Source organism: Mesorhizobium sp. M0140 (assembly GCF_040322475.1).
Classification (GTDB): Bacteria; Pseudomonadota; Alphaproteobacteria; order Rhizobiales; family Rhizobiaceae; genus Mesorhizobium.
This window is the reverse complement of the sequence record NZ_JAMYTM010000012.1, coordinates 59550-82673: the sequence shown is the minus strand read 5'-3', so window position 1 is coordinate 82673 and position 23124 is coordinate 59550. Positions and strand designations below refer to the sequence as shown.

Here is a 23124-nt window from a genome sequence, read left to right as displayed (position 1 = left end):
AGAGAGTTATGACTTGGAACAAGCAGACCTTGATCAAAATGCTGATGACGGCCGTGAGCGGGGCAGCGGTTGTCAGCGCATCGCTTCCGGCCAGGGCGGCTGAGCCCATCACCTTGCACGCCTTGATGGAAGACGTGCCGGAAACCAAGATCATCGAAGCGCTGTTGCCCGAATTCGAGAAGCAGACCGGCATCAAGGTCGAGTTCGAGAAGATCGGCTATCCCGACATGCACGACAAGCTGGTGTCCCAGCTGACCGCGTCGCAGAGCTACTACAATGTGCTCGAGGTCGACTTCCTGTGGGCCGGCGAATTTCCGGCCGCCGGCTGGCTCGCCGACCTGAAACCCTTCGTCGAGAAATCCAAATACGACCTGAGCCCCTTCATTCCCTCGACGCTTGACCTGCTCGGCCGGACCAAGGACCAGCTGTTCCTGGTGCCCATGTACAACTACTCAATGGGCCTCCTCTACCGGACGGACCTGATCGGCGACGAGAAGCTCAAGGCCGCCTACAAGACGGCAACCGGCAAGGAACTCGCTTTGCCGACGACCCTCGAAGATTATGTGGCGATTTCCAAATTCATGAAGGCCAATGCAGGCGTCGCCGGAGCCGCGATGCAGGGCCAGCGCGGCGATCCCAACAGCATGGAATTCTCCAACTACCTGTTCTCCGCCGGCGGCAGCTATCTCAATGCCGACGGCAAGGCGAGCCTCGACACGGCAGAGGCCAAGAAGGCGCTCGATCTCTATGTCGACAACATCCAGCACGGCGCCCAGCAGGGTGCCGTGTCGGCGACGCTCGACGACACCATGCGCCTGATGTGCAGCGGTTCGGCCTTCAGCATGGTCACCTATTGGTGGATGCTGCCGCAGATGGACGATGCCGTGAAGTGTCCGACGGTCGCCGGCAAGGTCGCCCTGTCGGTGATGCCGGGTGGCCATGGCGAAAGCGGCGGTTGGGGTTGGGGCATTCCCAAGAACACGACGCCGGAAGAGCAGGAAGCCGCTTGGACCTTCATACAGTGGGTGCAGAGCAAGGATGTTTCGGTGAAGCGCGCGCTCGAGGGCCACGCGCCCGTGCGCAGCGATGTCTATACCGATGCGGCGGTGCTGGCGAAATATCCCTTCTACAAGACCGCCGAGGATGTGGTGGCGACCGGCAAGTCGTTCCCGATCTTCACCTATTCGGCGCAATACGAGGATCTGCTCGGTACCCAGCTCTCGCTGGCGGCTGGCGGCCAGGCGACATCGGACGCGGCGCTGAAGGCGGCTTCCGACGGCCTGCAGGGGCTCCTCGACAAATAGCGGTCCGGCTCGGCAAGGAGATCCGGCGCGGCGGTGTCAGCCGCGCCGGATCCTGCCCAGACCCCGGATCTTGACGAGATCAGCAATGCCACCCCGACCAAGGCTCGGCTACGATGCACAATGCGATCAAAAAAGGATGGGCTGCCCGTGGCCGCGAGTGGCGGACCGGCTGGGCCTTTGCCTTGCCCGGCCTGCTGCTGCTGGCGATCGTGATGGGCTTTCCGCTGGCCTATGCCTGCATCCTCTCGATCTCCTCGATGACCTTGATCAAGCCGCAGCTTCTGCCGCTTGTCGGGTTCAAGAATTTCGCCTCGATGATCGGCGATGAGCTGTTCTGGAACGCGCTCTGGCTCACCGTGCGCTATTCGGCGGTGACGGTTGTCGGCGAATTCGTGATCGGGCTTGGCATCGCCCTGATGCTCAACCGGACGGTCCGGATGAAGCCGGTCTATTTCGCGATTCTGACCATTCCCATGGCGATGTCGCCGATCAGCGTCGCCTTGATCTGGCGCATGCTGCTCCAGCCCAATCTCGGCATCGCCAATCATCTGATGGAAACGTTCGGCCTGCCGCGCCTCGACTGGCTCGGCACGCCAGGCATGGCGCTCTGGACGATGGCGGCGATCGACATCTGGCAGCAAATGTCCTTCGTCGTGCTGATCCTCGCCGCGGGGCTCGCCGCTTTGCCGCGAGATCCCTATGAGGCAGCTGAAGTGGATGGCGCACGCGGCTGGCAGCAATTCTTCTACATCACGCTGCCGATGCTTCGGCCGGTCGCGGCGATCACCATCATCATCCAGCTGATCAACGAGTTCCGGACCTACGATCTGCCCTATGTCCTGACCAAGGGCGGGCCAGGCAATGCGACCGAAGTGCTGAGCTTCTTTGCCTATCGCCGTGCCTTTCTCGGCCTTTCGCTCAACGAAGGCGCGGCGGCCGCGTTCGTGCTGCTGCTGATCGTCCTTCTGCTCACCGTGATCTTCTTCGCCGTCCTCGAACGCTCGCAATCGGGAGAGGGCCGGAAGTAGGCTGTTAAGCCTTGAGCAATCTATACGGCCTATCCTGGCTTGCAGATTGTCGAGGGAACATGAAACGCAAGCCGCTTCTGCTTTTCGCCTTTCCGTTTCTCATTCTGGCGGTCCTGGCAGGGGAGCGCGTGGCGACCTTGTTGCTGGGCACCTATCCAGCCAGCCCCACCGCATGGTGGCTATGGCTTGAACTGCGCCCTCTGTCGACGGTGCTTTGGCAGCAGGTCGATGTCTGGCTGGGTGGTTCCATGGCTGTCGACGCCGTCATTCTTGCCGCGGCAGCGATCGTCTGCTGGGTGGCGTGCCACACCAAAAAGTCGGCATTCTCGTTCCTCGCCAACCACGTCGCCTTGATTTTCGCTGGCCTGATGATCGCCGTCGGCAGCCATTCGGAAACGGCGAGCACGATTGCCGAATTCACGTCGCCCAAGGGTCTTCCGTATTCGCTGGCCGTCGATTTCACCTTGAAAAACAGCCTGGTTCTGCTTTTGGGCATCGTGGCCTGTGCCTACTGCCACATCGCCTTCCTCACTGAGGCGCGGGAGCGGTCCGTCCGGGCCATCCGTATCCTGGCGCTGCAGCGCGATCTCTAGACCGATCGCCACCTGCAACCCGCCCGCTCCGGGCTCTGCCGGGTCTAGTTGATCCGGCGGTAATAGACCTTGCCGTCGGGCTGCTGGATGCGCTGGTAGTTGGAGCTTGGAGCAGGGGGCGAGGCCGATGCGATTCTCTTCCTGGGTGCGGGCGCTTCGATGACGCCGGGTTCGCTCGCGCTCTCGCCGTCGAGGGCTTCGGGCGCTTGCGCCAGCGTGCTGGTGGCGAATTCGGACGGTTCTTCCGCACCCGGCATGGCCTCGCCGCCGGCGACCGGCGCATTCTGCCCCAACCGGGCAATGCTGGCATCGATCTCGTTGAAGCTGCCTTGCAGCTGGCTGTCCAGTTTCTCGAAACGGCTCTGGAAGCCGTTGTTGACCGTGTCGAGCCGTGCCGCGATCCGCTGCTCGAACGCGCCGAGCTGCTCCAGCCGCGCTTCGACGAAACGCAGGTCGCTCATGCCCCGATAGAGATAGACCGCGGCCGCCATGTTGATCGCGGTGATCAGAAGCGCGCCACCGGCGACGATGACGCCGATCGTCTTTGCCTTGCTGGGTTTCTCGGCGGCAGCCGATTTGCGCTGTTCCTGGTTTCCGATATCGATCGCCGGCATGTCCGGTTCGCTGATCATCGTCATTGGACCACCACCTTTGCGCCGACCGCGACGCGTTTGAAAAGATCGATCACATCCGTGTTGGTGAGACGAAAACAACCCGATGTCCCGTCGAAGCCGACACCCGACGGGTCGTTGGTGCCGTGTATGCGGTAGAGCGTGTCGCGCCCGTCCCGCGACAGGTAGAGCGCCCTTGCGCCGAGCGGATTGTAGGGGCCGGCGGGCACCATTTTCGGCAGCTCCGGCTGGCGGGCGCGCATTTCCTGCGGCGGGCGCCACTCCGGCCATTCGGTCTTCGCCCCGACCTTGACGATTCCGGTCCAGCCGAACCCGTCGCGCCCGACGCTGATCTGGTAGCGCAGCGCCTGGCCCTGGCGGGTCACCAGGTAGAGCGCCTTCTCGTCCTTGCGGATGACGATCGTGCCCGGCTGCTCGGCGGTCGCGAAGGCAACCGCCTTGCGCAGGCTGGGTCCCATCGCCGGCAGCGGCGGCCGCTCCGAAAGTGCTGATCGCGCCTCGGCGAAGTCGTGGACGGACAGCGCCAGCGCCACGCCGAGCACGCAGGCGCCGGCGAGCTTCGGGGCGATCCGAGATCTATCGGGCAGCGTCATCGAGCCGCTCTTTGAACATCCGCTTCAGATCCTTGTTGAAGCGCGCGCGCCCATCCACTTCGGAAGGCGGGATGGCCCTGTTCAGCGCGTCGGTCAGGAGCGCGTTGTCGAGCGCGACCGACTTGATGTGCGGCGCCTTGAAGATCTTTTCGAGCTCGCTGCGCGAAAAATGGTTCCCGAACCATTTGCGCTTGTGCTTGTTGGCGACCAGCGTGATCGAGACCGCATTGCCGCGCAGCTCGCGGATCTTCTTGTAGAGCCGCTTGCCTTGCCGCAGCGAAGCGACGTTGAGTTCGAAGACGATGAAGATCTCGTCGCTCGTCGACAGCACGGAATTGTGCCAGGGCGTTTCCAGATTGGGCAGGTCGATGACGATGTCGTCGAAGCGGTAGGCGACGAGGTCCAGAAGCCGGAAGACGAAATCGCTGCCATGCGGCTCGAAGGGCAGTTCCGGCCGCTCGAACGCATAGAGCGTGAGCCCGGACGGGCGCGACAGCTTGATGACGTCCATCAGCTCGACATCGAGCCGCTCCGGCTGGCCGATGATGCCGGCAAGGTCGAACTGGTTGAACAGATTGAGATAGGCGCCGCAATTGGCGCTCTGGAAATCCAGGTCGACGAGACAGGTGGACGCCGCGCGCTCGGCCGATTTCGAAGCCAGGAATTCGGCCGCCGACAGCGCCAGCGTCGTGGCGCCCGCGCCGCCGCTGGCGCCGATGAAGGTGATGATCCGGCTCTTCGTTCCCTGGTTGCCGGTGTCGTGGAAGGTCACCGCATTGAGCAGCTCCTTGCCGTCGAGAGGCTTGTGCAGCCAGTCCGAAGCGTTCATGCGCACCAAAACGCGCGTCTGCTCCGAACTCAGCTCGTCGGAAACCGCGATCAGCGGCACGCTGGCCCACAGCGCGCGCGCCTCGACGATGCCGGGCCTGCCGAGCAGCTCGCCATTGCCGAGATCGAGGATGACGATGCCCGGGCGCGTCTCGGCCGGCGGACCTTTCAGAAAGTCGCTCGTCTCGGAAACCCTGACATCATAGATCGCCAGCGCATCGAGCCGCGTCGCCACATCGCGCTTGAAATTCGGATCCGACGAAAACAGCGCCACCTGCTTGCGCTTGGTCGGCGTAACCTTGGTGTTGATGGCATTCATGGCCAGGTACTCTTTAGGTCTTCGCCCGTAACCGTGCTCAGCATGGAGGGCATGGTGATGTTCCCGAATCCGAGCAGTCCGCCTAGGAAGAAGAACTGGAAGGGATGATTGGTGATGCTGACAGTGATGGTCGGCACCGGCCCGCTGGGACGCGTCCAATAGCCGAGACCGGACGCCTGATATTGTATCCGCACTTCGGACTTAGCCAGCATTGGCAGGAATGTCTTCATTCCGGCCCGGCTGCTGTTGCCGCTGAAAATGAAATCAAAGGCGGCCTGGCTCACATTGAGGTTCTGACACGTAGCGCCTGTGCCGCAAATGCAAGAGACGCTTCCGGCGGTATTGGCCGTGCAGATATAGTTATAGGTGTTTGCGGCCACCGCAGTGCCGACTTTGGTTACATCGCTCTGCGTTATCGTCTCGGCCAGGAGCCCGCTGGCGACGGGTGTAGAAATCTGCGCCAGCCTTGCGCCGGCTTGCACCGCTTTATTCCCTGCATTCCATTGGTAAAACGCATAGCCGAAATCGACGAAGCCAAGCAGAAGCGTCAACAGCAGCGGCATTGCAATGGCCATTTCGACCATTGCCGCTCCAGACTGGTTAGCCCAAAACTTGGTGCGTCCCGTCACCATCCAATGACTCGTTCCTGATGGGATACGCTAAGGGTCAGGGCCCCAAAGCCAAGATACGACCAGAATCCAACGCCCGGATAAGAATAGGACGTGCTGACGTCCACGACGTCGACATTGGCCGTGCTGCTAAGATAAAGCTGCGTGCCCGTGGCCACATCGACCGCCGGCGTGGACAAAGCTTTGGTGATCAAAACTGTGGCTGGAAGCCATCCGGTCACCCTAGCGCTACCGCCAGCGACCGCCCCATTGGCGGCAAGGTTTTGAGCCCGCGCCTTGCAGGTATCCCAATCGCTGCTGCATCGTGCCATGTAGCGACCCGCATCCTCGACGCCGGCTTCGAGAAGCAGGCGCGTGTTCAGGATGTTGGAGAACTCAAACACACCAGCCGATAACAGCAGCACGAGTGGTGCGGTAATCGCGACTTCCACCAAAGCAGCGCCACTTTCGTCGCCTCGGAACCGCCCAATGATTTTGCCGAACCTGGTCATGTCGACTTTACCGATACAGCTGGGCTTCGTTGCGGAATGCTTTGTCTAGAAGGGTGTTGTTGGCAAACCCTCCATCGACGTCGACGATCTCCAGACTGATGGGCTTCTCGCCGGCCGTGGAGTCCTCATCGTCCTTGCTGTTGTCCTGCTTCTGGATCGGGCTGTTCAAAAAGACGCTGGCATAGCCGTCCGGCTTGAGCTGGATATGGCCATTGATCTTGGCTCGGTTGGCAATGCAGTCGACGATCGCCATGTTGAGCAGCCGGCGATCGGGATCCAAGTTCGGCGTCGCGCCTTTGAAGCAGGCTGGAACGCCGGTTTCCTTTGTCGGCGCGAGGGACTTGTCCCCGACGAGCCCGTTCGCGATCTCGTATTTATAGACGTCATATCTGGAAGCCGGCACAGCGGCGCCGGTCGGGTTGGTGGTGCTAGGGACGTTGGGATATGACGCACCATGATTGATCTGCCAATAATTGCTGCGGTCCCATGTCGAATTCGTCATGCCCGTGGCGGAATCGAAGCTATCGCCCGGCGGCAGCGCCATGGCCGTTCCGTCTGTGTTGGGTGTGTATTTGTTGCAGTTAGCGGTCTTGTCCACGCCCTTGCGCACATTGGTTGCCGGCCGATATGCCCAGTCCTTGTCATGTGACTTAAGCGAGGAACTGTAGATGTCGAAGCGGACGTTGAGCCCAGCATTGACCTGACCCAAGGTGACGCCGGTTTTCGTGATGAGCTTGTCGCGTTGATAGCAAGTGCCTGCGGTACCGGTAGCCAGGGCGTCGCGCAGTGAGGCCAGGCTGTTGTCGATCAGCCCGAAATTGCCAGGGCCAGGATTCGAGTCAACCTTGAGAATACGGTACTCGCGGCTATAGGTGAGGCCGGCGGCAAAAGCCTGCTGGATGGTCTTGCTGGTTAACGGGTCGGTCGTCTCGAACGGATTGCACATGAAGATTGGCACCGTTTCGCAGATCGACTGGACAAATCCGGCCACAGCCTGGGGCCGGATGTCGAACGTATTGTTGCTGCCGACAAAGCTGGCCGGAAAAATTGTCGCGAAAGCACCGGGGCCATCCGCCAGGCCGGAAGCGTTCACCGTCACCAGAGAGAATGTCACGGCTTTGGGGTCGGTGCTTGCCCAGTTCACGCCATTGGTGTCGACACCGGCGGCATTCAACCCGATGCTGTCGTCGGCAGGTATTCCGGTCAGATATGTGACGGTCACATCAGCCACGCCAAGCGTGTGATCGTGAGAAGTGGGATCGTCGGAGGTAGAGAATTTGGTTTTGTTGGTAAGTAGGGTGGTCTTCGCCAAGTTGGCCCGAGTGATTGAATCGGCTCTGCCGTCCAGTTCCGCCGCTACAGCAAGCGCGAGCGCATCGACACCTTTCTGCAGATCGTTATGCAGTCCGTTGGCCCGGCTCATATCGATTGCCAGCAGAGCGAAGCCGATGATCACCGGCAGCATGATAGCCACGAGGATCATCGCAACGCCGCGTTGATCGTTCCAGAAGGCCCGAATGGTCCCCAACATGACCTTGCTTTCTCTATTGCGCCAGGGCCCCTCGCATGCCCGGCGCCCTCCGCATCCTTCCGTTCAGTTCACTGCGTCACGCCCGACCCGCCGACATTGACCGTGATCGCCGGCGGCGGCGGCGGTGGCGGTGGAAATTTGTAGTTACGTGCGACAAGTGCGGCGCGCGTGCCGTCGCCTTCGATATGTGTGTTCCTGGACGCCGGGTTGAGCGGGTCGACCGTCTGCAGCATCGAATTGAATTTCTGCGTGTCGCCGGCGGCCAGGGTCACCGTGTCATAGTGGTTCAGATAGTCCGCGGCGCAACCCGACAGCGCACCGGCACAGAGAATGAGGATCAAGGCGCTATTTCTTGACATAGAGCATCTTGTCCTTCGATTTGAAGTCGAGCATGTGGCCATAGGGGCCGGTGACGCCTTCGCCCAGTTCATATTTGCGGACCATGTCCTTGGTCACTTCAAGCTGGCCCAGCACGAAGAATTCCGGATCGTTGGCGGGCCGTGTCTTGTCGAACGGCGTTGCCAGCTGCTCGCCGGGCTTCACCGGCCGCACGATGTGCGGCGTGACGATGACAACCAGCTCGGTCTCTTCCTTCTGGTTGCTCGAATTGCGGAACAGCGTTCCGATCACAGGCACCTGGCCGAGCCATGGCACCTGCTCCTGAAGCTTGGTGGTCTTGCTGGACAGCAGCCCGCCGACGGCGAAGCTCTGCCCGTCGCGCAATTCGACGACGGTGGCCAGCTTGCGGTTGGTGAAGATCGGGTCGCCGGCGGTGGTGAAGCCAGTCAGGTCGCTGACTTCCGGTGCCAGCCTCATGTGGATCTTGCCGTCGTCGAGTACCACCGGTGTGAACATCAGATTGACGCCGAATTGCTTGTACTCGATGCTTATCTGGCCATCCTTGTCGAGAGTACGGATAGGCACTTCGCCGCCGGCATTGAAGCTGGCTTCCTCGCCGGAAAGCGTAGTGAGGTTGGGGTTGGCGAGCGTGCGCACCACGCCCTTGGCTTCGAGCGCCTCAATGTACAAATCGACTTTGATGTTGCTATCAATGACGCGTGTCAGCAGTGCGCCAAACGGAGAGGATACAGACAGCAGGTTGCTGAGCAATCCTCCAGTGCCTAAAATCACGTTGTCTTTATCGGCAGCGGCGATGCCTGTTCCGACCTGAGTGGAGCCGTCGCGGTTCGTGGTTTTGATCGACACGCCGAGATCGCGGCCGGCGTTGCGCTTGGCTTCCAGCACGCGCACTTCCAGATTGACCTGCTGGCTGTCGTCTACGATGACCGAGTTGATGATGGCATCGGGTCCATATTGCTGCGCCACCTCCAGGATCGCCGCCAGCGTGGGGCCGTCCTTGACATGGCCCCCAAGCCTGACCCTGCCGTTGACCGAGCCGATTTCGATGCGCGACTTTGGCGCCACCTGGCGGATCGCCTGCGCCATGTCGCTGACATCGACGCCGACCTCGATCTGCAGGGCGCCGAGCGAACGCTTGTCCGTCGAGAACAGGTTGACCGTGGTGGTACCGGCCCCCTTGCCGATGACATAGAGCGTGCGGTCGGTCATCGGCTGGGCATCGGCGATCTTCTCGTCGCCGACGACGATGTCGCCCAGATTGGCGCTCACCTGGATCGTCACCGATTGCGACATCGGCAGGAAAACCCGGTGGACGCTGGGGGTCGACACGTCGATGAAGCGGTCTGCAGCCTGAACGGCGAAGCTAAACGACAGCAACACACAGAAAAAGGCCAGAACGGTGGTCAGTGATCCCCGAAATACGCGCATTAACACTACCCCCTCGCCGGCTGATTCGCTCTCCACGTATCTGATATGCCGGTGTTATTTTTGTCGCGGCACATCATATGTTTCAAGCTTTATACCCCGAAAGACACCGACTGTCGCCCGCGCCGGTGGTTCCGGCTGCACATATTTGACCACTTCCTTGACAACTTCTTTCACCTGCGGCTCAGCTGCCACAGCCGGCGCCGGTTTTACCTTGCCCAACTCATCGAGGCGGCTTCCCACTTTCTCCACAGCCTGGGTCAACCCGGCGATCTTGTCTTCGGCGCGCTTGCGCTCGGCTGCAGCCGCGGCTTCCGCCGCTGCCTTCCTGTCGAGCTCCGCCTGCCTGGCGACGACATCGGCCGGCGTCTCGCCGGTCAGGTCGGAAAGCGTCACGCGTTCCGTCGTCTCGCCCTTGCTGGCCGCGGCCTGGCGAAGCGCCAGCGACAACTGGCCGGCCCCTGCCGCCAGTGTCAGCTTCTGCGCGTCCCTGGTGCTGGCCTCCAGCGTCACGGACTTAACTACCGTCGGGCTGTCCTTGCTTTCGTCGGCCACCTGGTCGATGGCCAGCACCTTCATGCTCTGCAGCAGCACGTCGACGAAACTCTTGTCCGTGCCATCATCGCCGCGCGCCGTGCGGGTGAGTAGAATATCGACTCGATCGCCCGGGAAAACGAAGCCGGCAACGCCGAGCACGTCATTGACGCGGATGGAAACGGCCTTCATGCCTTCGCCAAGCACTGCCGAAAGTGTGGCGCGTTGGCCGGGGCCAGTAATCTTGGTAGCAAGAATCGGCTCATTGACGCCGATCGCTTGCAGTGCCTGCTTGGCACCGTCACCTGCTAACAGGTCTTTCGTTGTCTTGAACGCCCCGGCCGGAACCGCACCAGCAGGCCATGCGACTTCGCGCAATTTGTCTGCGCTAAGCGCATCGCCGAACTTCAGCGGCATCGCCGCAACGACAACCGTGCTGCCTTGGACGATGCCCGTTTGCGCAATGGCGCTTCGCTGACCAGCGAGCCATATGTTGACAAGTACGACCGCGAGAACGCCGAACACGCCGGCGAGCACGATCATGATCAGTGTGTTGGCACGCATGAACCCCAAGCCCCAGCAGACGCGGGAATTCGCCCGCAGCGATTTGAATCCAGGCCCGGAAGGTCAATTCCGGGCCTGGGGATTATCGATCAGCTGCCGGCACCAGTAGCGCAGGCGCCGACGCCGCTGGCTTGCATCGCTGCGCAAAGACCGGTGAAGCGGCCCGTTACCCACCCGCCAATGCCGATGATGAAACCAATCGCGGCGACCGCGATGATTCCGATCAGGATGGAATATTCGACCATGGCAGCGCCGTTTTCATCGTCGCGGAACTGCCGGGTCATCGTCATGAGCTTGTTCATGTCAATTTCTCCCTTGGAGTTTGAACCCGACGAGACAGAGCAAGAGATGAAATCCATACCCAAGCATCCCCCGTCATCTCGATCCTAGGTCCCGAGAAAACGCAGAGTCAAACGACATTAAGGGTTCCTTAACTTTCATGTACCTGATTCGGCAAGAAGATTGCAAAGCAGAATCTCGGCAAGGGATTGATTCGTTTGAATTTTCAATCTCCCTTAACCATTCGTTCACAATTTGGCCGCGGATGTGGCGGAATTAGGGAAGTATTAGTCATAACGCATATTCCTTTATATCTAAGGGGTTAGGGGGCAGTTCTTGCCGGGCTTTCCCGACAAGGACCGGGTGAACCGAAACTCGTGGCAAATGGGGAAGCCCCCAGCGCCGACCCGCATCAAATAAACAAGGGATTGCCAGCTCTTGCTCTTAACTATGTCTGAAGTAATGACCGTACGGAGGGCATCCAGGCGCTTGTGTCGTCGTTGGTTAACGTTTAGTTTCCGCTAATACGCAGCCGAGGGGAGTATAAGCGACTATGCTGGGGCGGTTCATCAAGGGACCAGGCGATCCGAAGGTCGAGGCAAGAGCCGAGCCGACAGCAGCGCTGACTGTTGTTCCAGCACTATCTCCGGCCCCCGAAATCGAATCGTATGGTGACGATTTCCTGACGCTCAAAGTCGAGCTTCATCGCCATTTGATTGATCGCTTCAATCTGACCGCTCTTGAAAATGCCTCCAAGGATGAGATCCTGAACGAGATCCGCCCCATCGTGCGCGAGTTCGTTCGTGCTCGTGCGGTGCCGCTCAATGCCCGCGAACTCGATCTGCTGACCAGCGACACTGCCGACGAGATGCTGGGACTTGGGCCGATCGAGCCCCTGCTCAAGGACGATTCGATTACCGACATCCTGATCAACACCCACAAGCGCGTTTTCATAGAGCGGCGTGGTATTGTCGAAGAAACGCCGATCCGGTTTCGCGACGAGGCGCATCTGTTGCGCGTCATCAACAAGATCGTTTCGGCCATCGGCAGGCGTGTCGATGAATCGTCGCCTATGGTCGATGCCCGCCTGGAAGATGGATCGCGCGTCAACATCGCGGTGCGGCCGGTCTCGGTCGACGGTCCCCTGGTGTCGATCCGCAAATTCTCGAAAAATCCATATTCACTCGAGCGTTTGATGGCGTTCAATTCGATCCGCCCGCCGATGATCGAATTGTTGCGGATCGCCGTGCAGGCGCGCAAATCGATCCTGGTTTCAGGCGGCACCGGCAGCGGCAAGACCACCTTGCTCAATGCATTGTCGAGTTACATCCCCTCGAAGGAGCGCCTGATCACCATCGAGGATGCGGCCGAACTGCAATTGCAGCAGCCGCATGTCGGGCGCCTGGAGACGCGTCCGCCCAATGTCGAGGGTCGGGGTGAGGTGCGCCAGCGCGAGTTGCTCAAGAACGCGCTGCGCATGCGGCCGGACCGCATCATCGTCGGCGAGGTGCGCGGCGAGGAAGCCTTCGACATGCTGCAGGCGATGAACACCGGCCATGAAGGCTCGATGACCACCATCCATGCCAACACGCCGCGCGATGCGATCTCGCGGCTGGAGCAGATGGTGGGCATGGCCGGCATGCCGATGACGCATGATTCAATCCGCGCGCAGATCGCGTCGGCCATCGACATCATCGTGCAGACACAGCGTCTTTCGGACGGCGGCCGGCGTGTCACCTCCATATCGGAACTGACCGGCATGGAGGGCAATGTCGTGCAGCTCCAGGAAATCTATCATTTCGTCCGCCGTGAGGTTACAGCCGAGGGCAAGGTCATCGGAGATTTTCGCGCAACCGGTGTCCGTCCGCGCTTCGCTCCGGAGGCCGCGACGCTTGGTCATCATTTCGCCAAGGACGCCTTCAACCCGCAGGTTGCCCTCTGATGCCGACCGGTCAAGCTCTGCTCTACTTCATCTATATGCTTGCGGCGGCTTCACTCATTCTCGCCGGCGAAGCCCTTTATCTTTCCTTTGCCGGCCGCCGCTCCCGGTCCATGGCAGTCAATCGCCGCCTGAGGCGGCTCGCCGGCGAGGTTCCGGCCGAACAAACGTTACAGGGATTGCTGCGGGAGCGTGGCCTCACGGACTCCGGCGATTTTCTTTTCGGCATGGTCTGGCTGAACAGGCTCTATACCCAATCCGGCATTACCGGAAATCCCCTGACCTTCGCCGCAACGTTCCTGTTTGCGGGGCTGGCGATGGCGTTGCTGCTGGCGTTCCTTTTCAATGTCTCCACCTTGGCATCGCTCATTGTCTTTCTGGTCGTCGGGCTCGTCTTGCCGCTTCTCGTCCTCCGGCGTGCCCGCAACAAACGAATTCAGAAGTTTGCCAAACAACTGCCGGATGCGCTCGACATGATCGTTCGTTCGCTGCGCGCCGGACACCCCGCTTCGGTCGCCATCGGTCTGGTCGCGCGCGAAATGCCGGATCCGCTCGGCACCGAGTTCGGCATCGTCTCCGATGAGATCACCTTCGGTCTCAGCATCGAGCAGGCCGTGCGAAAGCTTTCGCAGCGTGTCGGCTTCGAGGGCCTTCAACTGCTATCGGTGTCGCTGTCGATCCAGGCCAAGACCGGCGGTAATTTGACCGAAATTTTGTCCAACCTGTCTTCTGTACTCCGCGAAAGGCAGAAGCTTCGAATGAAAATCCGGGCGCTTTCCGCCGAGGGGCGCGTGTCGGCCTGGGTCATATCACTGTTCCCCCTCGTTATGTTCGCGGTCCTCCAAATAATTTCCCCATCTTATTATGGGGGCGTGTGGCACGACGAACTAATATTCCCAATCTTCACATTATTCGGGATGTTGGCTCTGCTAGGAGATTTTATCATGTATCGGATGGTGAATTTCGATTTCTGACAGGAGCGAAGAATAACTTGTCTCCATATATTCAGGATATTGGTTTCTTGGTGTCTATCGTCGTATTTGCGGCGGCGGCGTCCTTTTTCCTGTTCGGTGCGCTTGTCTTCTTGCCGGCTCTGCAAACACGAAAGCTTGTCGCGCAGAGCTTGATAGGGGAGGGAATTACAGACCGCCGGTCCATGCTTGGACAAGACGTGCTTGCCAAGGTTGCGGCGCAGCGGCCGGTCGACGCATATTTCAAGTCGATCGAGAAGGAACGCGATGAGCCAAATGCTTTGGAAGCGAAGCTCTTTCGCGCCGGCTTTTATAAATCAAGCGCGCCACTGCTTTATACTCTGTCCCGTCTGGTCGCGGTCTGCCTGGGGTTTTTGGCCATCTATGCGCTTTTGTCTCGGATACTTCCGCCACAACTGCCAGGTTTCATAACCTTTGCTGGATCTGCTCTGTTTGGCCTGGCCTGCATGGTGATTCCGAGCATCATGCTCGATCGCTTCGAGAACGGTCAGAAACGAATCTATCGCCGTGCCTTTCCCGACTTCATGGACATGATGATCACTTGCGCCGATGCCGGTATGAGCCTGGAGGCGGCGGTCGAACGTGTCAGTCATGAAATGGCTGCCACCCACAAATGGCTGGGAATACAGCTGTCGATCATGAATTTGCAACTGCGTGCCGGCAAGCCGTTGCGGGAGGCACTACGGGAACTCGCCGATCGCATCGGTCTTGAGGAGGCGAGGGCACTGGCGGTGCTGTTCCGGCAATCGGAAGAACTCGGCACCAGCCTTACCGATGCCCTGCGTGTTTATAGCGCCGAAATGCGCAGTCAGAGAATTCTGAGTGCCGAGGAGCGCGCCAATGCACTCCCGGTGAAGATGATGATTCCGTTGGGCCTCTGCATCTTCCCAGTCGTTATGATGGTGATAATGTTGCCGGTCATCATCCGGATGAAAGGCATTTTCTTCTAGTTTGCTATATGATTTTATCCTAATGTGAGTCGGGGGGCCAGGGGACACAATTTATGAAGAGGGTTATCGCGGCCGCGGCCTGTCTGCTCATGGCGGTGCTTGCCGGCTGCCAGACGGCGGACGTAACCGACGGTGTCGTTCGCACCAACGAACCGTCGAAAGGCGACCTGACGTCTTTTGGCGATGCTTTCGACGGGCTGAAGACGGTCAGCGATGTCGAATACTATGCCTCGGACCAGGCTGTCGCCGAAGCCAAGAACCAGTTCCGTGCCGAGAATTACGGCAATGCCGGCGCGCTGTTCTTCAAGGCGACGCAACTGGCGCCCAATGATGGTAACGCCTGGATGGGGCTGGCCGCCTGCACCGACCGGATCCACCGCTTCGACCTGTCCGACAAGGCCTATGCCAGGGCGTTCAAGCTGGTCGGCGCGACGCCCGAATATTACAACAATGTCGGCTATTCCTACCTGCTGCGCGGCAAGCTGCAGGATGCGCGCTCGAACTTCCTCAAGGCTTACGAACTGGCGCCCAACGACCCGACCGTCGCCAACAATCTGAAGCTTTTGTCGTCAAGCGTGCAGAACGTCGAGCGCTAGCATGCTGCTGGTCGAGGCGCTGCTGCTGAAGGTGCTCGCCATCCCTCTGCTGGCAAGGATTGGCTGGCTCGATTTCACCACCCAGAAGATTTCCAATCGCGACGTGCTGCTGCTGCTCTGCCTGGGCGCCGGGGGCCTGCTGTTGCTGTCGCTCCAGTCCGGCTCGTGGTGGGACATGGGGCTGAGCGCTCTCGCCGGACTTCTGCTGTTCGTCGCGCTCTTCCCCTTCTGGGCCTTGCGCAAGATCGGCGCCGGCGATGTCAAGCTGCTGGCAGTCGTGCCATTCCTGATCGGCGGCAGCGATCTCGCGGTGTTTTCAGTGCTGCTTCTGGTTTTCGCTTTGGCAACCGCGGTGATCGTGAAAAACCCGTTCATGCTGCCCGCGGGCGCTTTTCGGCTTGTCGTGCAGCATCTGGATCGCAAGGGAGTGGTGCCATTCGGCGTGCCGATCGCGCTGGCCGCGATCTGTACGCTGGCGTTCCTGATCTACAGGAGTTTGGTACTGGCGAGCAGTTCTGGAATTCTCAACCAGCTCAACTGACCCTGACATCTCACGCGGCTGAATTTGTCAGGGAGATTTGACGGAGCATCAAACGAAAAACCCGCCTGTGCGGCGGGTCATTGGCGCAAATCTGCACCATAGACAAAAATGTACCATAGCTGAGGGCAGGAAGTCAAGAAAAGATTCCTATCGTGAAACGCTGCCGGCGCTGCGGCGCTCCGTTCAGTCCCGCAGCAAATCGAACATCAGCTTGAAGAAGCGGTCCGCGTCGACCCCATGGGCGATGCGGGCATTGTCCTTCTCGCCGCGCTCGCCCCAGTAATCGGCGATGGTCGCGCCGAAGGCGTAGGTGCCGGACAGATCGACGCCGATATGGGCAGGGCGCGTGCGCACCAATGTCGGGTCGATGGCCAGCGCCAGCGCAAGCGGATCGTGCATGGCGCCGCCGACGCCCATCGAGTTGCGGTGCAGCTTCTCGTAGAACAGCAGCCAGTCGTTGACGAGCCGGCCGAGCGGCGTGTCGATGGTGGCGAGTTCGGCATATTGCGGCGCCTCGATCAGCACCTGCATGGTGACGTCGAGGCCGACCATCAGGATCGGCACGCCGCTGTCCAGAACGATCTTCAGCGCTTCGGGGTCGCAGAACGCATTGAACTCGGTCGGCGTGATGATCTCGCTCTTGCGGTAGAACACGCCGCCCATCCAGATCAGCTCCTTGATCTTGGGCAGCACGTCTCGATGCTTGAGGATCATCAGGCCGATGTTGCTGAGCGGGCCGGTCGCAACGACCAGGATCGGTACGGGCGCGGCGCGCAGTCTGTCGGCCAGGAAATCGACGGCGTGCTGGTCAACCGGCTTGATCGTCGCCTGCGGCAGGTAGGGCGAGCCCTCGAGCCCGCTTGGGCCATCGGCGGTGCCGAGCACCAGCGGGCGCGCCAGCGGACGGTGACAGCCCTGCGCGACAGGCACGTCGCCGGCGCCGATATACTCCAGGATGCGCAAGGCATTGGCGGTCGTCTTCTCGACTTCCGCATTGCCGCAGGTCGTGGTGACGCCGAGTAGCTCGATGGCCGGCGAGCGATGCGCCATGACCAGCGCGATGGCGTCGTCGTGGCCGGGATCGCAGTCGAACAGGATAGGGGTTGGCTTGGTCATCATGTCGTCTTTCACGCCGCCCGCTCGTAGCGCGCTATGGTTTTCTTGAAGCCGTCGAGGAAACGCCGACCGTCGAGGCCGGTGCAGATGCGGGTGGTTTTGGGCCCGCCGCCGGGCAGCAATTGCCGGCCGCGATAGGCGACGGTCTGGCCGCGCGCCAGCCTGCCGTCGAGCACGACATCGGCGAACAGCGGCTCGGTCATCGTCGCCAGGCCGGGATCGAAAGCCAGCGCCACGGTGATCACGTCGTCCATCGGGAAGCCGACGAGGTCGAAGAATTCGCGCCAGATGTCGATGTAGATCGGAAAGCTGTCGGCGATCATCTCCAGGACGGGATTGTCCCTCGCGACGGCCTGCATGTCGGCGATGTCGTCGCGTGTCAGCATCGAATCGGCGACGCGGTTGTCCTCGCAAATGTCGAGCGGCACGAGGATCTTCTCGACATCGGCGTTGAGCACGATGCGCGAAGCCTCCGGATCGGCCCAGATGTTGTACTCCGACAGGGGCGTGATGTTGCCCGGCGTCTGGAAATTGCCGCCGAGCACGATCAGCCGCTTCAGTGCAGCGGTCAATCCCGGCTCCTGCAACAGCGCCATCGCCGCGTTGGTCAACGGGCCGGTCGTCACCAGCGTGATCTCGCCCGGATTGGCCATGACGGTGCCGATGATGAAATCGACTGCGTGTCCTGATGTGGCCTGCCGCACCGGCGTCGATGCCGGCGGGTTGAACTTCTTCAGGCGATCGCCGAAACGGGCGACAAGCCGCTTTTCGAAATGCACCGGCGCCTCCATGTCGGCCTTGGCGTTGCCGACGATCGGCCGCCACGCGCCGGCGTGAACCGGGATATCGTCACGCCCGGCGAGCGTCAGCGTGTTGAGGACGACGTTGGTGACCTGTTCGATCGGGCCGGCCGCACCGGTCACGGTGGTCACCCCCTCGAGCCGGAGCCTCGGATTGACCGCTGCAAACAGCACGGCGAGAATATCGTCGCCGGCCGAATCCACGTCGAGGATTATGCGTTCCATAAAGGCTTCCTTCACTGGGGATTTTTGCGGCCGGGTTCAGTGTTCTTGTCTACCGACAGCAGCTTCCGCATCGATTCCAGCGTCTCCGCGATAACCCTCGGGCGCGCCCGGTAAGACAGCGCGAACAATGCGATCAGCGCAACGACATAGGGGACGGTGAGAACCAGGTAGGAGGGATAGCCGAACGTCTGCAGGCGCAGCGAAAAAGCATCCGCGAAGCCGAACAGCAGGCAGCCGGCCAGCACCTTCAGCGGATCGCCGTTGGAAAAGATCAGGATCGCCACCGCCATGAAACCACGGCCCGACGACATGTTTTCGGTGAACATGGTGATGTAGCCGAGTGACAGATGCGCGCCGGCGAGGCCCGCCAGCAATCCGCACAGCAGGGACGCGATGTAGCGGACGCGGGTGATCGAGATGCCGAGCGCCTCGGCGGCTTCCGGCTTTTCGCCGACGACACGGATATAGAGGCCGAGCCGCGTCCGGTTGTAGCAGACGACCAGCAGCGGCACGGCGATGAAGGCGACATAGACGAGCGGCGTGAAGCCGGAGATCAGCGGCGCCCATGAGCCGAGAAGGTCGCGGGCACCGGGCAGCTGGACTTTCGGCAGGCCGACGATGCCGTGTCCGACGATCGAGCCGCGCGTGCCGAAGATCGCTTTCATCAGCGAGATCGTCATGCCGCCGGCCAGGATGTTGAGCGCCAGCCCGACGACCACTTCATTGGCCTTGAAGCTCACCACCAGGACAGCAAAAACCAGGGCGAAGACGAGCGCCGCCGCAACGCCGCAGGCGACCCCCGCCAGCGCGGAACCGGTCCAGATCGAACCAAGGACGGCGAAGAAGGCGCCGACCAGCATCTGCCCCTCGAGGCCGATGTTGAAGATGCCGGCCTTGGTGGTGAAAGAGCCGCCAAGCGCGACCAGAAGGATGGGCGCGGTGGTGCGAAGCGTCGCCGCGATCAGCGCGACGTTGATGAGCTTGTCTAGAATTTCCATCGCCGCTCCCCTGCCTGGCTGTCGCCGCGCTTTCTCACCAGCACCTGGGCCGACACGCTGAGGATGATCAGCGCCTGGATCACGGTGATGATCTCGCGCGACGCGCTGGTATCGACCTCGAGCAGCAGCGATCCGTTGCGCAGGGCGCCGAAGAACAGTGCGGTGAAGATGGTGGCGACAGGCGAGCCATTGGCAAGCAGGGCGGCGATCAGCCCATCGAAGCCGAAACCGGGGGCAAATCCTTCCATGAAGCGGTGATGGACGCCGAGCGTCTCGACGCCGCCGGCCAGCCCGCCGACGGCCCCCGAAAGCAGCAGGACCAGGAAACCCTGCCGTTTCACGTTGACGCCGCCATATTCGGCGAATTTCGGCGCCGAACCGACCATCGTGACGCCGTAACCCCATTTGGTGTAGCGGAAGACAAGGGCTGCGCCGACCGCCAGCACCAGGCCAATGACCAGGCCCCAGTTCAACCGCGAAAAGGTGAAGATCTCCGGCAGATAGGAAGTCGCCAGGATCGGCGGCGTCTCCGACCAGCCGCCCGGCCGTTTGAAAAGGAAGATGGTGAAATAGGAGGTAAGCAGCACCGCCACGTAGTTCGACAGGATCGTCGAGACGACCTCGTTGGTGTTGTAGCGGGCGCGGAAGTAGGCGGGGATGGCGACCCAGGCCGCGCCTGCCACGACCGCGAGCGCCAGCGCGGCCAGCGTGTGAATGCCCGCGGGCAGGGGCATGGCAAAGCCGACCCAGGCGGCGGCGAAACCGCCGAGGAACAGCTGGCCCTCGATGCCGACGTTGAACATGCCGCCGCGCAGGCCGATGCAGGCGGCGACACCGCAGATCAGGATCGGCGTCGTCTGCAGCAAGGTCCCGGCGATCTTCTCCTGATCGCCGAAGGCGCCGCGCAACAGCGTCATGAACACACGCAACGGGCTTTCGCCGACCATGAGGATGATGATCGCGCCCATCAGCAGCGCCACGCCGATGGCGATGACCTGGCCGGAAACGGCACGCAAATGGTCTGTCATGATGCGGTCTCCGCGGCGAATTCCGGCGCGGCCACGCCTGCCATCATCATGCCAATGCGCTCCTCGTCGGCATCGTCGCCAGCGACCTCGCCCATGATCCGCCCGTTGAACATCACCAGGATGCGGTCGGCAAGGGCGGCCAGTTCGTCGAGCTGCACGGAAATCAGCAGGATTGCGCGGCCGGCGGCGCGCTGGCGCATGATCTCGTCATGAATGGCCTCCTGGGCGCCGATGTCGACGCCGCGCGTCGGCTGGTCGATCAGCAGGAAATCGGCGCCATTGGTGAATTCGCGTGCCAGAACGACCTTCTGGATATTTCCACCCGAAAGCCGCTTGACGGCATCGCCCGGTCCCCGCGCGCGAATATCAAAGTCCTTGATCAGCGTTTCGGCGTTTTGATTTATGGCATTCCAGTTGAGCATGCCGCCGCGGCTCCATGGCGCGCGATGCTGGCGGCCCATCAGGGTGTTGGCCGCTATCGAAGCGTTGCGATCGACCCCGCGCACCATGCGGTCGCCTGGAACATGGGCGAGGCCTGCCTGGCGGATCGCGGCGGGGGAGAGAGCGGTGAGATTCCGGCCCTTCAGCCACGCCCCGCCATGGCTTGCCGGTCGCAGGCCCGAAAGCACTTCCGCCAGCTCTGTCTGCCCATTGCCGGCCACACCCGCGATCCCCACCACCTCGCCGGAGCGGACCGTGAAACTGGCATCGCGAAGGGCCGGCAGCAGGCGATCGTCGCGCGCCCACAGGTCCTTGACTTCGAGCACCACGTCGCCGTGCAGCGACGCACGCGCCCGGCGGTCGAAGCTGACCTCGCGGCCGACCATCATGTGCACCAACTCGTCCTTGCTGAGCTCGGCCGTCGGCCGGGTCGCCACCTTCCTGCCATTGCGCAGCACCGTCACCGTGTCGGACACTTCCATCACTTCTTCCAGGTGGTGCGAAATGAAGATCACCGTCATGCCCTCGGCCACGAAGCTGCGCAGCGTCTGGAACAGCTCACGGCTCTCCTGCGGCGTCAGCACGGCGGTCGGTTCGTCGAGGATGATGGTGCGCGCGCCGCGCACCAGGACCTTCAGGATTTCGATGCGTTGCTCTATGCCGACCGAGAGCAGCCCGACGCGCTCGGTCGGATCGACCTGCAAGCCGAAGCGCTTCGACAGGTCGCGCGTGCGCGCAATTTGTGCGGCGTGGTCGATCAGCCCATGGCGACGGATTTCCATACCGAGAAAGACGTTGTCGGCAACCGAGAGCGAGGGAACCAGCTTGAAATGCTGGTGAACCATGCCGAGGCCGGCCTTTATCGCCACGGACGGGTCGGCGATCACGATCTCTTCACCGTTCAGCCGGATCGAGCCTTCGTCCGGCTGCAAGAGGCCGAACAGGATGTTCATCAGCGTCGTCTTGCCGGCACCATTCTCGCCGATGATGGCGTGGATCTCGCCGCAGCGGACCGCAAGGTCGATGCCGTCATTGGCGACGAATGCGCCAAAACGCTTGGTGATGCCAGTCAACTCGACGGCCATCGCGGCATTGCTGTGGAGGGTCGGCGACCCCGGCGTGTTCGACAACGTGGCTCTCGCAGATTGGACACTGATCCGCCGCGGCAAGCCGCGGCGGATCAGTGTAGCGCTTTCTTGGGAGGGAGGCGCTGTTGTTGGCTTATTTTGCCTTGGCGATCACGATCTTGCCGTCAACGATGCCCTTTTTGATCTCATCGAGCTTGGCGGTCATCTCTGCCGGGATCTTGGCGGCGATGTCATCGCAGACCTTGACCTCGACACCGCCCGAGGCGAGGTCGAAAGTGCGGGTGCCGGCGGTGATCTTGCGGCCCTCGACCTCGTCCTTGATCAGCGTGTAGACGGCGATGTCGCCGCGCTTCAGCATGCTGGCGAGCACATTTCCGGGAGCCGAGCCACACATGTCGATGTCGACGCCGATCGAATATTTGTCGACCGCGGCACTTGCCTGCATCACGCCTTCACCCGTCGGGCCGGCGACGTTGTAGACAATGTCGGAGCCTTGGCCGTAAAGCGCCTGGGCAAGTTCGCTTCCCTTGGCCGGGTCGTCGAAGGTTCCGGCGAAGACGGAGTTTACCTTGACGTCGGGCGCGGCATATTTGGCGCCTTGCTCGTAGCCGCCCAGGAAGTTGCGGATCACCGGGATATCTCGGCCGCCGACAAAGCCGATCGCCTTGCCGTCGCCGATCTTGTCGAAGGCGGTGCCCTTGGCTTCGATCATGCCGGCAAGCGCGCCGGCGACGAAGGATCCCTGCTCCTCGGCGAAATTGGCGTAGATCATCTTGGGGTTGTCGAGGACGCCATCGATGAACACGAAGCGCTGGTCAGGATATTCGGCGCTGACCTTTTGCAGCGAGTCCACCAGCTCCCAGCCCATCACGAAGATGAGGTCGTACTGTTTGCCCTTGGCAAGATTCTCGAACTGCTGCTGGTAGTCGAGCGCGCGATTGCCGGTGTCGACCAGCTTGAGGTCGATGCCGAAATCGGTCTTGGCCTTGTTGAGGCCGTTGACGATCGAAACGCCGAAGCCCTGGGCAAAATATCCCGAGATGGCGGCCACGGAAACCTTGGCCTGTGCCGCGGCCGGTCCGAACGAAATGGCAAGCATCGTGCCGGCCAGAAATAAACTCTTGAGCGCCCTTTTCATGTCATTCCCCTTCAGCTTTTTTCAGCTTTTGAAGCCACGCTTTGACCATCCCCACGTGTCCGCCGGGACAACGGCGAGTTCGTTGATGGTCATATGAGTTTAGGAGCGGCTTAACAGGCTGTCAATCGTCATCCGATGCAGTTTTCTTGGCCCTTCGCCCAC

24 protein-coding genes are annotated in these 23124 nt (G+C 61.3%); 8 read left to right on the top strand and 16 right to left on the bottom strand.

The features are described from left to right. Nucleotides 1-8 precede the first annotated feature (8 nt). From NKJ37_RS14680 to NKJ37_RS14670, 3 genes are all read left to right on the top strand, one after another. Entirely contained in the window at nucleotides 9-1304 is a 1296-nt protein-coding gene (locus NKJ37_RS14680; RefSeq protein ID WP_352760879.1) for an extracellular solute-binding protein, read from the top strand. A 113-nt stretch (nucleotides 1305-1417) separates the two neighbouring features. After that, the gene (locus NKJ37_RS14675) at nucleotides 1418-2332 is read left to right on the top strand and encodes a carbohydrate ABC transporter permease (protein ID WP_128302633.1); all 915 of its coding nucleotides are present in this window, start codon (nucleotides 1418-1420) and stop codon (nucleotides 2330-2332) included. Between the two features lie 59 nt (nucleotides 2333-2391). Next, nucleotides 2392-2925: a hypothetical protein gene (locus NKJ37_RS14670; RefSeq protein WP_352555009.1), complete on the top strand. Its 534-nt coding sequence runs from the start codon at nucleotides 2392-2394 to the stop codon at nucleotides 2923-2925. Between the two features lie 44 nt (nucleotides 2926-2969). Here the strand turns inward: NKJ37_RS14670 and NKJ37_RS14665 are convergent, their stop codons facing one another. From NKJ37_RS14665 to NKJ37_RS14620, 10 genes are all read right to left on the bottom strand, one after another. After that, on the bottom strand, nucleotides 2970-3563 hold the full coding sequence (locus NKJ37_RS14665; RefSeq protein WP_352609950.1) for a hypothetical protein: 594 nt from the start codon (nucleotides 3561-3563) through the stop codon (nucleotides 2970-2972). Next, nucleotides 3560-4150, bottom strand: coding sequence for a L,D-transpeptidase (locus tag NKJ37_RS14660; protein WP_352774188.1), 591 nt, complete (start codon nucleotides 4148-4150; stop codon nucleotides 3560-3562). Before NKJ37_RS14660 ends, NKJ37_RS14665 begins: the two co-directional genes overlap by 4 nt. After that, nucleotides 4134-5297 (bottom strand): CpaE/TadZ family protein, encoded by a 1164-nt coding sequence (locus NKJ37_RS14655; RefSeq protein ID WP_352774186.1) that lies wholly within the window; start codon nucleotides 5295-5297, stop codon nucleotides 4134-4136. The genes NKJ37_RS14660 and NKJ37_RS14655 overlap by 17 nt, the downstream gene beginning before the upstream one ends. Further along, nucleotides 5294-5881: a TadE family protein gene (locus tag NKJ37_RS14650; protein ID WP_352584239.1), complete on the bottom strand. Its 588-nt coding sequence runs from the start codon at nucleotides 5879-5881 to the stop codon at nucleotides 5294-5296. The genes NKJ37_RS14655 and NKJ37_RS14650 overlap by 4 nt, the downstream gene beginning before the upstream one ends. A 41-nt stretch (nucleotides 5882-5922) precedes the next feature. Further along, complete coding sequence (locus tag NKJ37_RS14645; protein ID WP_128302627.1) at nucleotides 5923-6417, bottom strand: TadE/TadG family type IV pilus assembly protein; 495 nt, start codon at nucleotides 6415-6417, stop codon at nucleotides 5923-5925. 7 nt (nucleotides 6418-6424) lie between these two features. Beyond that, on the bottom strand, nucleotides 6425-7948 hold the full coding sequence (locus NKJ37_RS14640) for a TadE/TadG family type IV pilus assembly protein (RefSeq protein ID WP_352774183.1): 1524 nt from the start codon (nucleotides 7946-7948) through the stop codon (nucleotides 6425-6427). A 68-nt stretch (nucleotides 7949-8016) separates the two neighbouring features. Further along, nucleotides 8017-8307, bottom strand: coding sequence for a hypothetical protein (locus tag NKJ37_RS14635; RefSeq protein ID WP_128302625.1), 291 nt, complete (start codon nucleotides 8305-8307; stop codon nucleotides 8017-8019). Next, complete coding sequence (locus NKJ37_RS14630; RefSeq protein WP_352774181.1) at nucleotides 8294-9736, bottom strand: type II and III secretion system protein family protein; 1443 nt, start codon at nucleotides 9734-9736, stop codon at nucleotides 8294-8296. Before NKJ37_RS14630 ends, NKJ37_RS14635 begins: the two co-directional genes overlap by 14 nt. Before the next feature lie 54 nt (nucleotides 9737-9790). Beyond that, the gene (gene cpaB / locus NKJ37_RS14625; protein WP_352584244.1) at nucleotides 9791-10831 is read right to left on the bottom strand and encodes a Flp pilus assembly protein CpaB; all 1041 of its coding nucleotides are present in this window, start codon (nucleotides 10829-10831) and stop codon (nucleotides 9791-9793) included. Between the two features lie 89 nt (nucleotides 10832-10920). Beyond that, nucleotides 10921-11133 (bottom strand): Flp family type IVb pilin, encoded by a 213-nt coding sequence (locus NKJ37_RS14620; protein WP_352584246.1) that lies wholly within the window; start codon nucleotides 11131-11133, stop codon nucleotides 10921-10923. 530 nt (nucleotides 11134-11663) lie between these two features. Here NKJ37_RS14620 and NKJ37_RS14615 point away from each other — a divergent pair. Genes NKJ37_RS14615 through NKJ37_RS14595 form a run of 5 tightly spaced genes read left to right on the top strand, consistent with a single transcriptional unit; the run spans nucleotide 11664 to nucleotide 16128 of the window. Beyond that, nucleotides 11664-13052 (top strand): TadA family conjugal transfer-associated ATPase, encoded by a 1389-nt coding sequence (locus tag NKJ37_RS14615; RefSeq protein ID WP_352584248.1) that lies wholly within the window; start codon nucleotides 11664-11666, stop codon nucleotides 13050-13052. After that, nucleotides 13052-14023, top strand: a complete 972-nt coding sequence (locus tag NKJ37_RS14610; protein ID WP_352584250.1) for a type II secretion system F family protein — start codon at nucleotides 13052-13054, stop codon at nucleotides 14021-14023. Before NKJ37_RS14615 ends, NKJ37_RS14610 begins: the two co-directional genes overlap by 1 nt. Before the next feature lie 47 nt (nucleotides 14024-14070). Then, a complete protein-coding gene (locus NKJ37_RS14605) occupies nucleotides 14071-14991 on the top strand; it encodes a type II secretion system F family protein (protein WP_502895170.1) in 921 nt (306 codons plus the stop codon). Nucleotides 14992-15044: 53 nt separating this feature from the next. Continuing rightward, nucleotides 15045-15587 (top strand): tetratricopeptide repeat protein, encoded by a 543-nt coding sequence (locus tag NKJ37_RS14600; protein WP_352584254.1) that lies wholly within the window; start codon nucleotides 15045-15047, stop codon nucleotides 15585-15587. Between the two features lies 1 nt (nucleotide 15588). After that, complete coding sequence (locus NKJ37_RS14595; RefSeq protein WP_352584256.1) at nucleotides 15589-16128, top strand: prepilin peptidase; 540 nt, start codon at nucleotides 15589-15591, stop codon at nucleotides 16126-16128. Nucleotides 16129-16311: 183 nt separating this feature from the next. On the opposite strand, the gene NKJ37_RS14590 is transcribed toward NKJ37_RS14595, so the two are convergent. The 6 genes from NKJ37_RS14590 to NKJ37_RS14565 all read right to left on the bottom strand — a co-directional run bounded on the left by NKJ37_RS14590 (nucleotide 16312) and on the right by NKJ37_RS14565 (nucleotide 22962). Beyond that, complete coding sequence (locus NKJ37_RS14590) at nucleotides 16312-17247, bottom strand: nucleoside hydrolase (RefSeq protein WP_352774178.1); 936 nt, start codon at nucleotides 17245-17247, stop codon at nucleotides 16312-16314. 8 nt (nucleotides 17248-17255) lie between these two features. Continuing rightward, a complete protein-coding gene (locus NKJ37_RS14585) occupies nucleotides 17256-18269 on the bottom strand; it encodes a nucleoside hydrolase (protein ID WP_352609974.1) in 1014 nt (337 codons plus the stop codon). A gap of 11 nt (nucleotides 18270-18280) precedes the next feature. Continuing rightward, on the bottom strand, nucleotides 18281-19267 hold the full coding sequence (locus NKJ37_RS14580) for an ABC transporter permease (protein WP_352774176.1): 987 nt from the start codon (nucleotides 19265-19267) through the stop codon (nucleotides 18281-18283). Further along, nucleotides 19255-20295 carry an ABC transporter permease gene (locus tag NKJ37_RS14575; RefSeq protein WP_352440749.1) on the bottom strand — a complete coding sequence of 347 codons (1041 nt, stop codon included), beginning with the start codon at nucleotides 20293-20295 and terminating at the stop codon, nucleotides 19255-19257. Before NKJ37_RS14575 ends, NKJ37_RS14580 begins: the two co-directional genes overlap by 13 nt. Beyond that, the gene (locus NKJ37_RS14570; RefSeq protein WP_502901997.1) at nucleotides 20292-21821 is read right to left on the bottom strand and encodes an ABC transporter ATP-binding protein; all 1530 of its coding nucleotides are present in this window, start codon (nucleotides 21819-21821) and stop codon (nucleotides 20292-20294) included. Before NKJ37_RS14570 ends, NKJ37_RS14575 begins: the two co-directional genes overlap by 4 nt. A 136-nt stretch (nucleotides 21822-21957) precedes the next feature. Continuing rightward, nucleotides 21958-22962, bottom strand: coding sequence for a BMP family lipoprotein (locus NKJ37_RS14565; protein ID WP_013530296.1), 1005 nt, complete (start codon nucleotides 22960-22962; stop codon nucleotides 21958-21960). Nucleotides 22963-23124 lie beyond the last annotated feature (162 nt).

Coding starts and splice junctions, on each gene's coding strand:
- NKJ37_RS14565 (WP_013530296.1), bottom strand. CDS start 22,962: ATGAAAAGGGCGCTCAAGAGTTTATTTCTGGCCGGCACGATGCTTGCC.
- NKJ37_RS14635 (WP_128302625.1), bottom strand. CDS start 8,307: ATGTCAAGAAATAGCGCCTTGATCCTCATTCTCTGTGCCGGTGCGCTG.
- NKJ37_RS14630 (WP_352774181.1), bottom strand. CDS start 9,736: ATGCGCGTATTTCGGGGATCACTGACCACCGTTCTGGCCTTTTTCTGT.
- NKJ37_RS14600 (WP_352584254.1), top strand. CDS start 15,045: ATGAAGAGGGTTATCGCGGCCGCGGCCTGTCTGCTCATGGCGGTGCTT.
- NKJ37_RS14580 (WP_352774176.1), bottom strand. CDS start 19,267: ATGGAAATTCTAGACAAGCTCATCAACGTCGCGCTGATCGCGGCGACG.
- NKJ37_RS14585 (WP_352609974.1), bottom strand. CDS start 18,269: ATGGAACGCATAATCCTCGACGTGGATTCGGCCGGCGACGATATTCTC.
- NKJ37_RS14610 (WP_352584250.1), top strand. CDS start 13,052: ATGCCGACCGGTCAAGCTCTGCTCTACTTCATCTATATGCTTGCGGCG.
- NKJ37_RS14665 (WP_352609950.1), bottom strand. CDS start 3,563: ATGACGATGATCAGCGAACCGGACATGCCGGCGATCGATATCGGAAAC.
- NKJ37_RS14620 (WP_352584246.1), bottom strand. CDS start 11,133: ATGAACAAGCTCATGACGATGACCCGGCAGTTCCGCGACGATGAAAAC.
- NKJ37_RS14590 (WP_352774178.1), bottom strand. CDS start 17,247: ATGATGACCAAGCCAACCCCTATCCTGTTCGACTGCGATCCCGGCCAC.
- NKJ37_RS14650 (WP_352584239.1), bottom strand. CDS start 5,881: ATGGTCGAAATGGCCATTGCAATGCCGCTGCTGTTGACGCTTCTGCTT.
- NKJ37_RS14675 (WP_128302633.1), top strand. CDS start 1,418: ATGCACAATGCGATCAAAAAAGGATGGGCTGCCCGTGGCCGCGAGTGG.
- NKJ37_RS14595 (WP_352584256.1), top strand. CDS start 15,589: ATGCTGCTGGTCGAGGCGCTGCTGCTGAAGGTGCTCGCCATCCCTCTG.
- NKJ37_RS14660 (WP_352774188.1), bottom strand. CDS start 4,150: ATGACGCTGCCCGATAGATCTCGGATCGCCCCGAAGCTCGCCGGCGCC.
- NKJ37_RS14640 (WP_352774183.1), bottom strand. CDS start 7,948: ATGTTGGGGACCATTCGGGCCTTCTGGAACGATCAACGCGGCGTTGCG.
- cpaB (WP_352584244.1), bottom strand. CDS start 10,831: ATGCGTGCCAACACACTGATCATGATCGTGCTCGCCGGCGTGTTCGGC.
- NKJ37_RS14680 (WP_352760879.1), top strand. CDS start 9: ATGACTTGGAACAAGCAGACCTTGATCAAAATGCTGATGACGGCCGTG.
- NKJ37_RS14655 (WP_352774186.1), bottom strand. CDS start 5,297: ATGAATGCCATCAACACCAAGGTTACGCCGACCAAGCGCAAGCAGGTG.
- NKJ37_RS14645 (WP_128302627.1), bottom strand. CDS start 6,417: ATGACCAGGTTCGGCAAAATCATTGGGCGGTTCCGAGGCGACGAAAGT.
- NKJ37_RS14615 (WP_352584248.1), top strand. CDS start 11,664: ATGCTGGGGCGGTTCATCAAGGGACCAGGCGATCCGAAGGTCGAGGCA.
- NKJ37_RS14570 (WP_502901997.1), bottom strand. CDS start 21,821: ATGGCCGTCGAGTTGACTGGCATCACCAAGCGTTTTGGCGCATTCGTC.
- NKJ37_RS14575 (WP_352440749.1), bottom strand. CDS start 20,295: ATGACAGACCATTTGCGTGCCGTTTCCGGCCAGGTCATCGCCATCGGC.
- NKJ37_RS14670 (WP_352555009.1), top strand. CDS start 2,392: ATGAAACGCAAGCCGCTTCTGCTTTTCGCCTTTCCGTTTCTCATTCTG.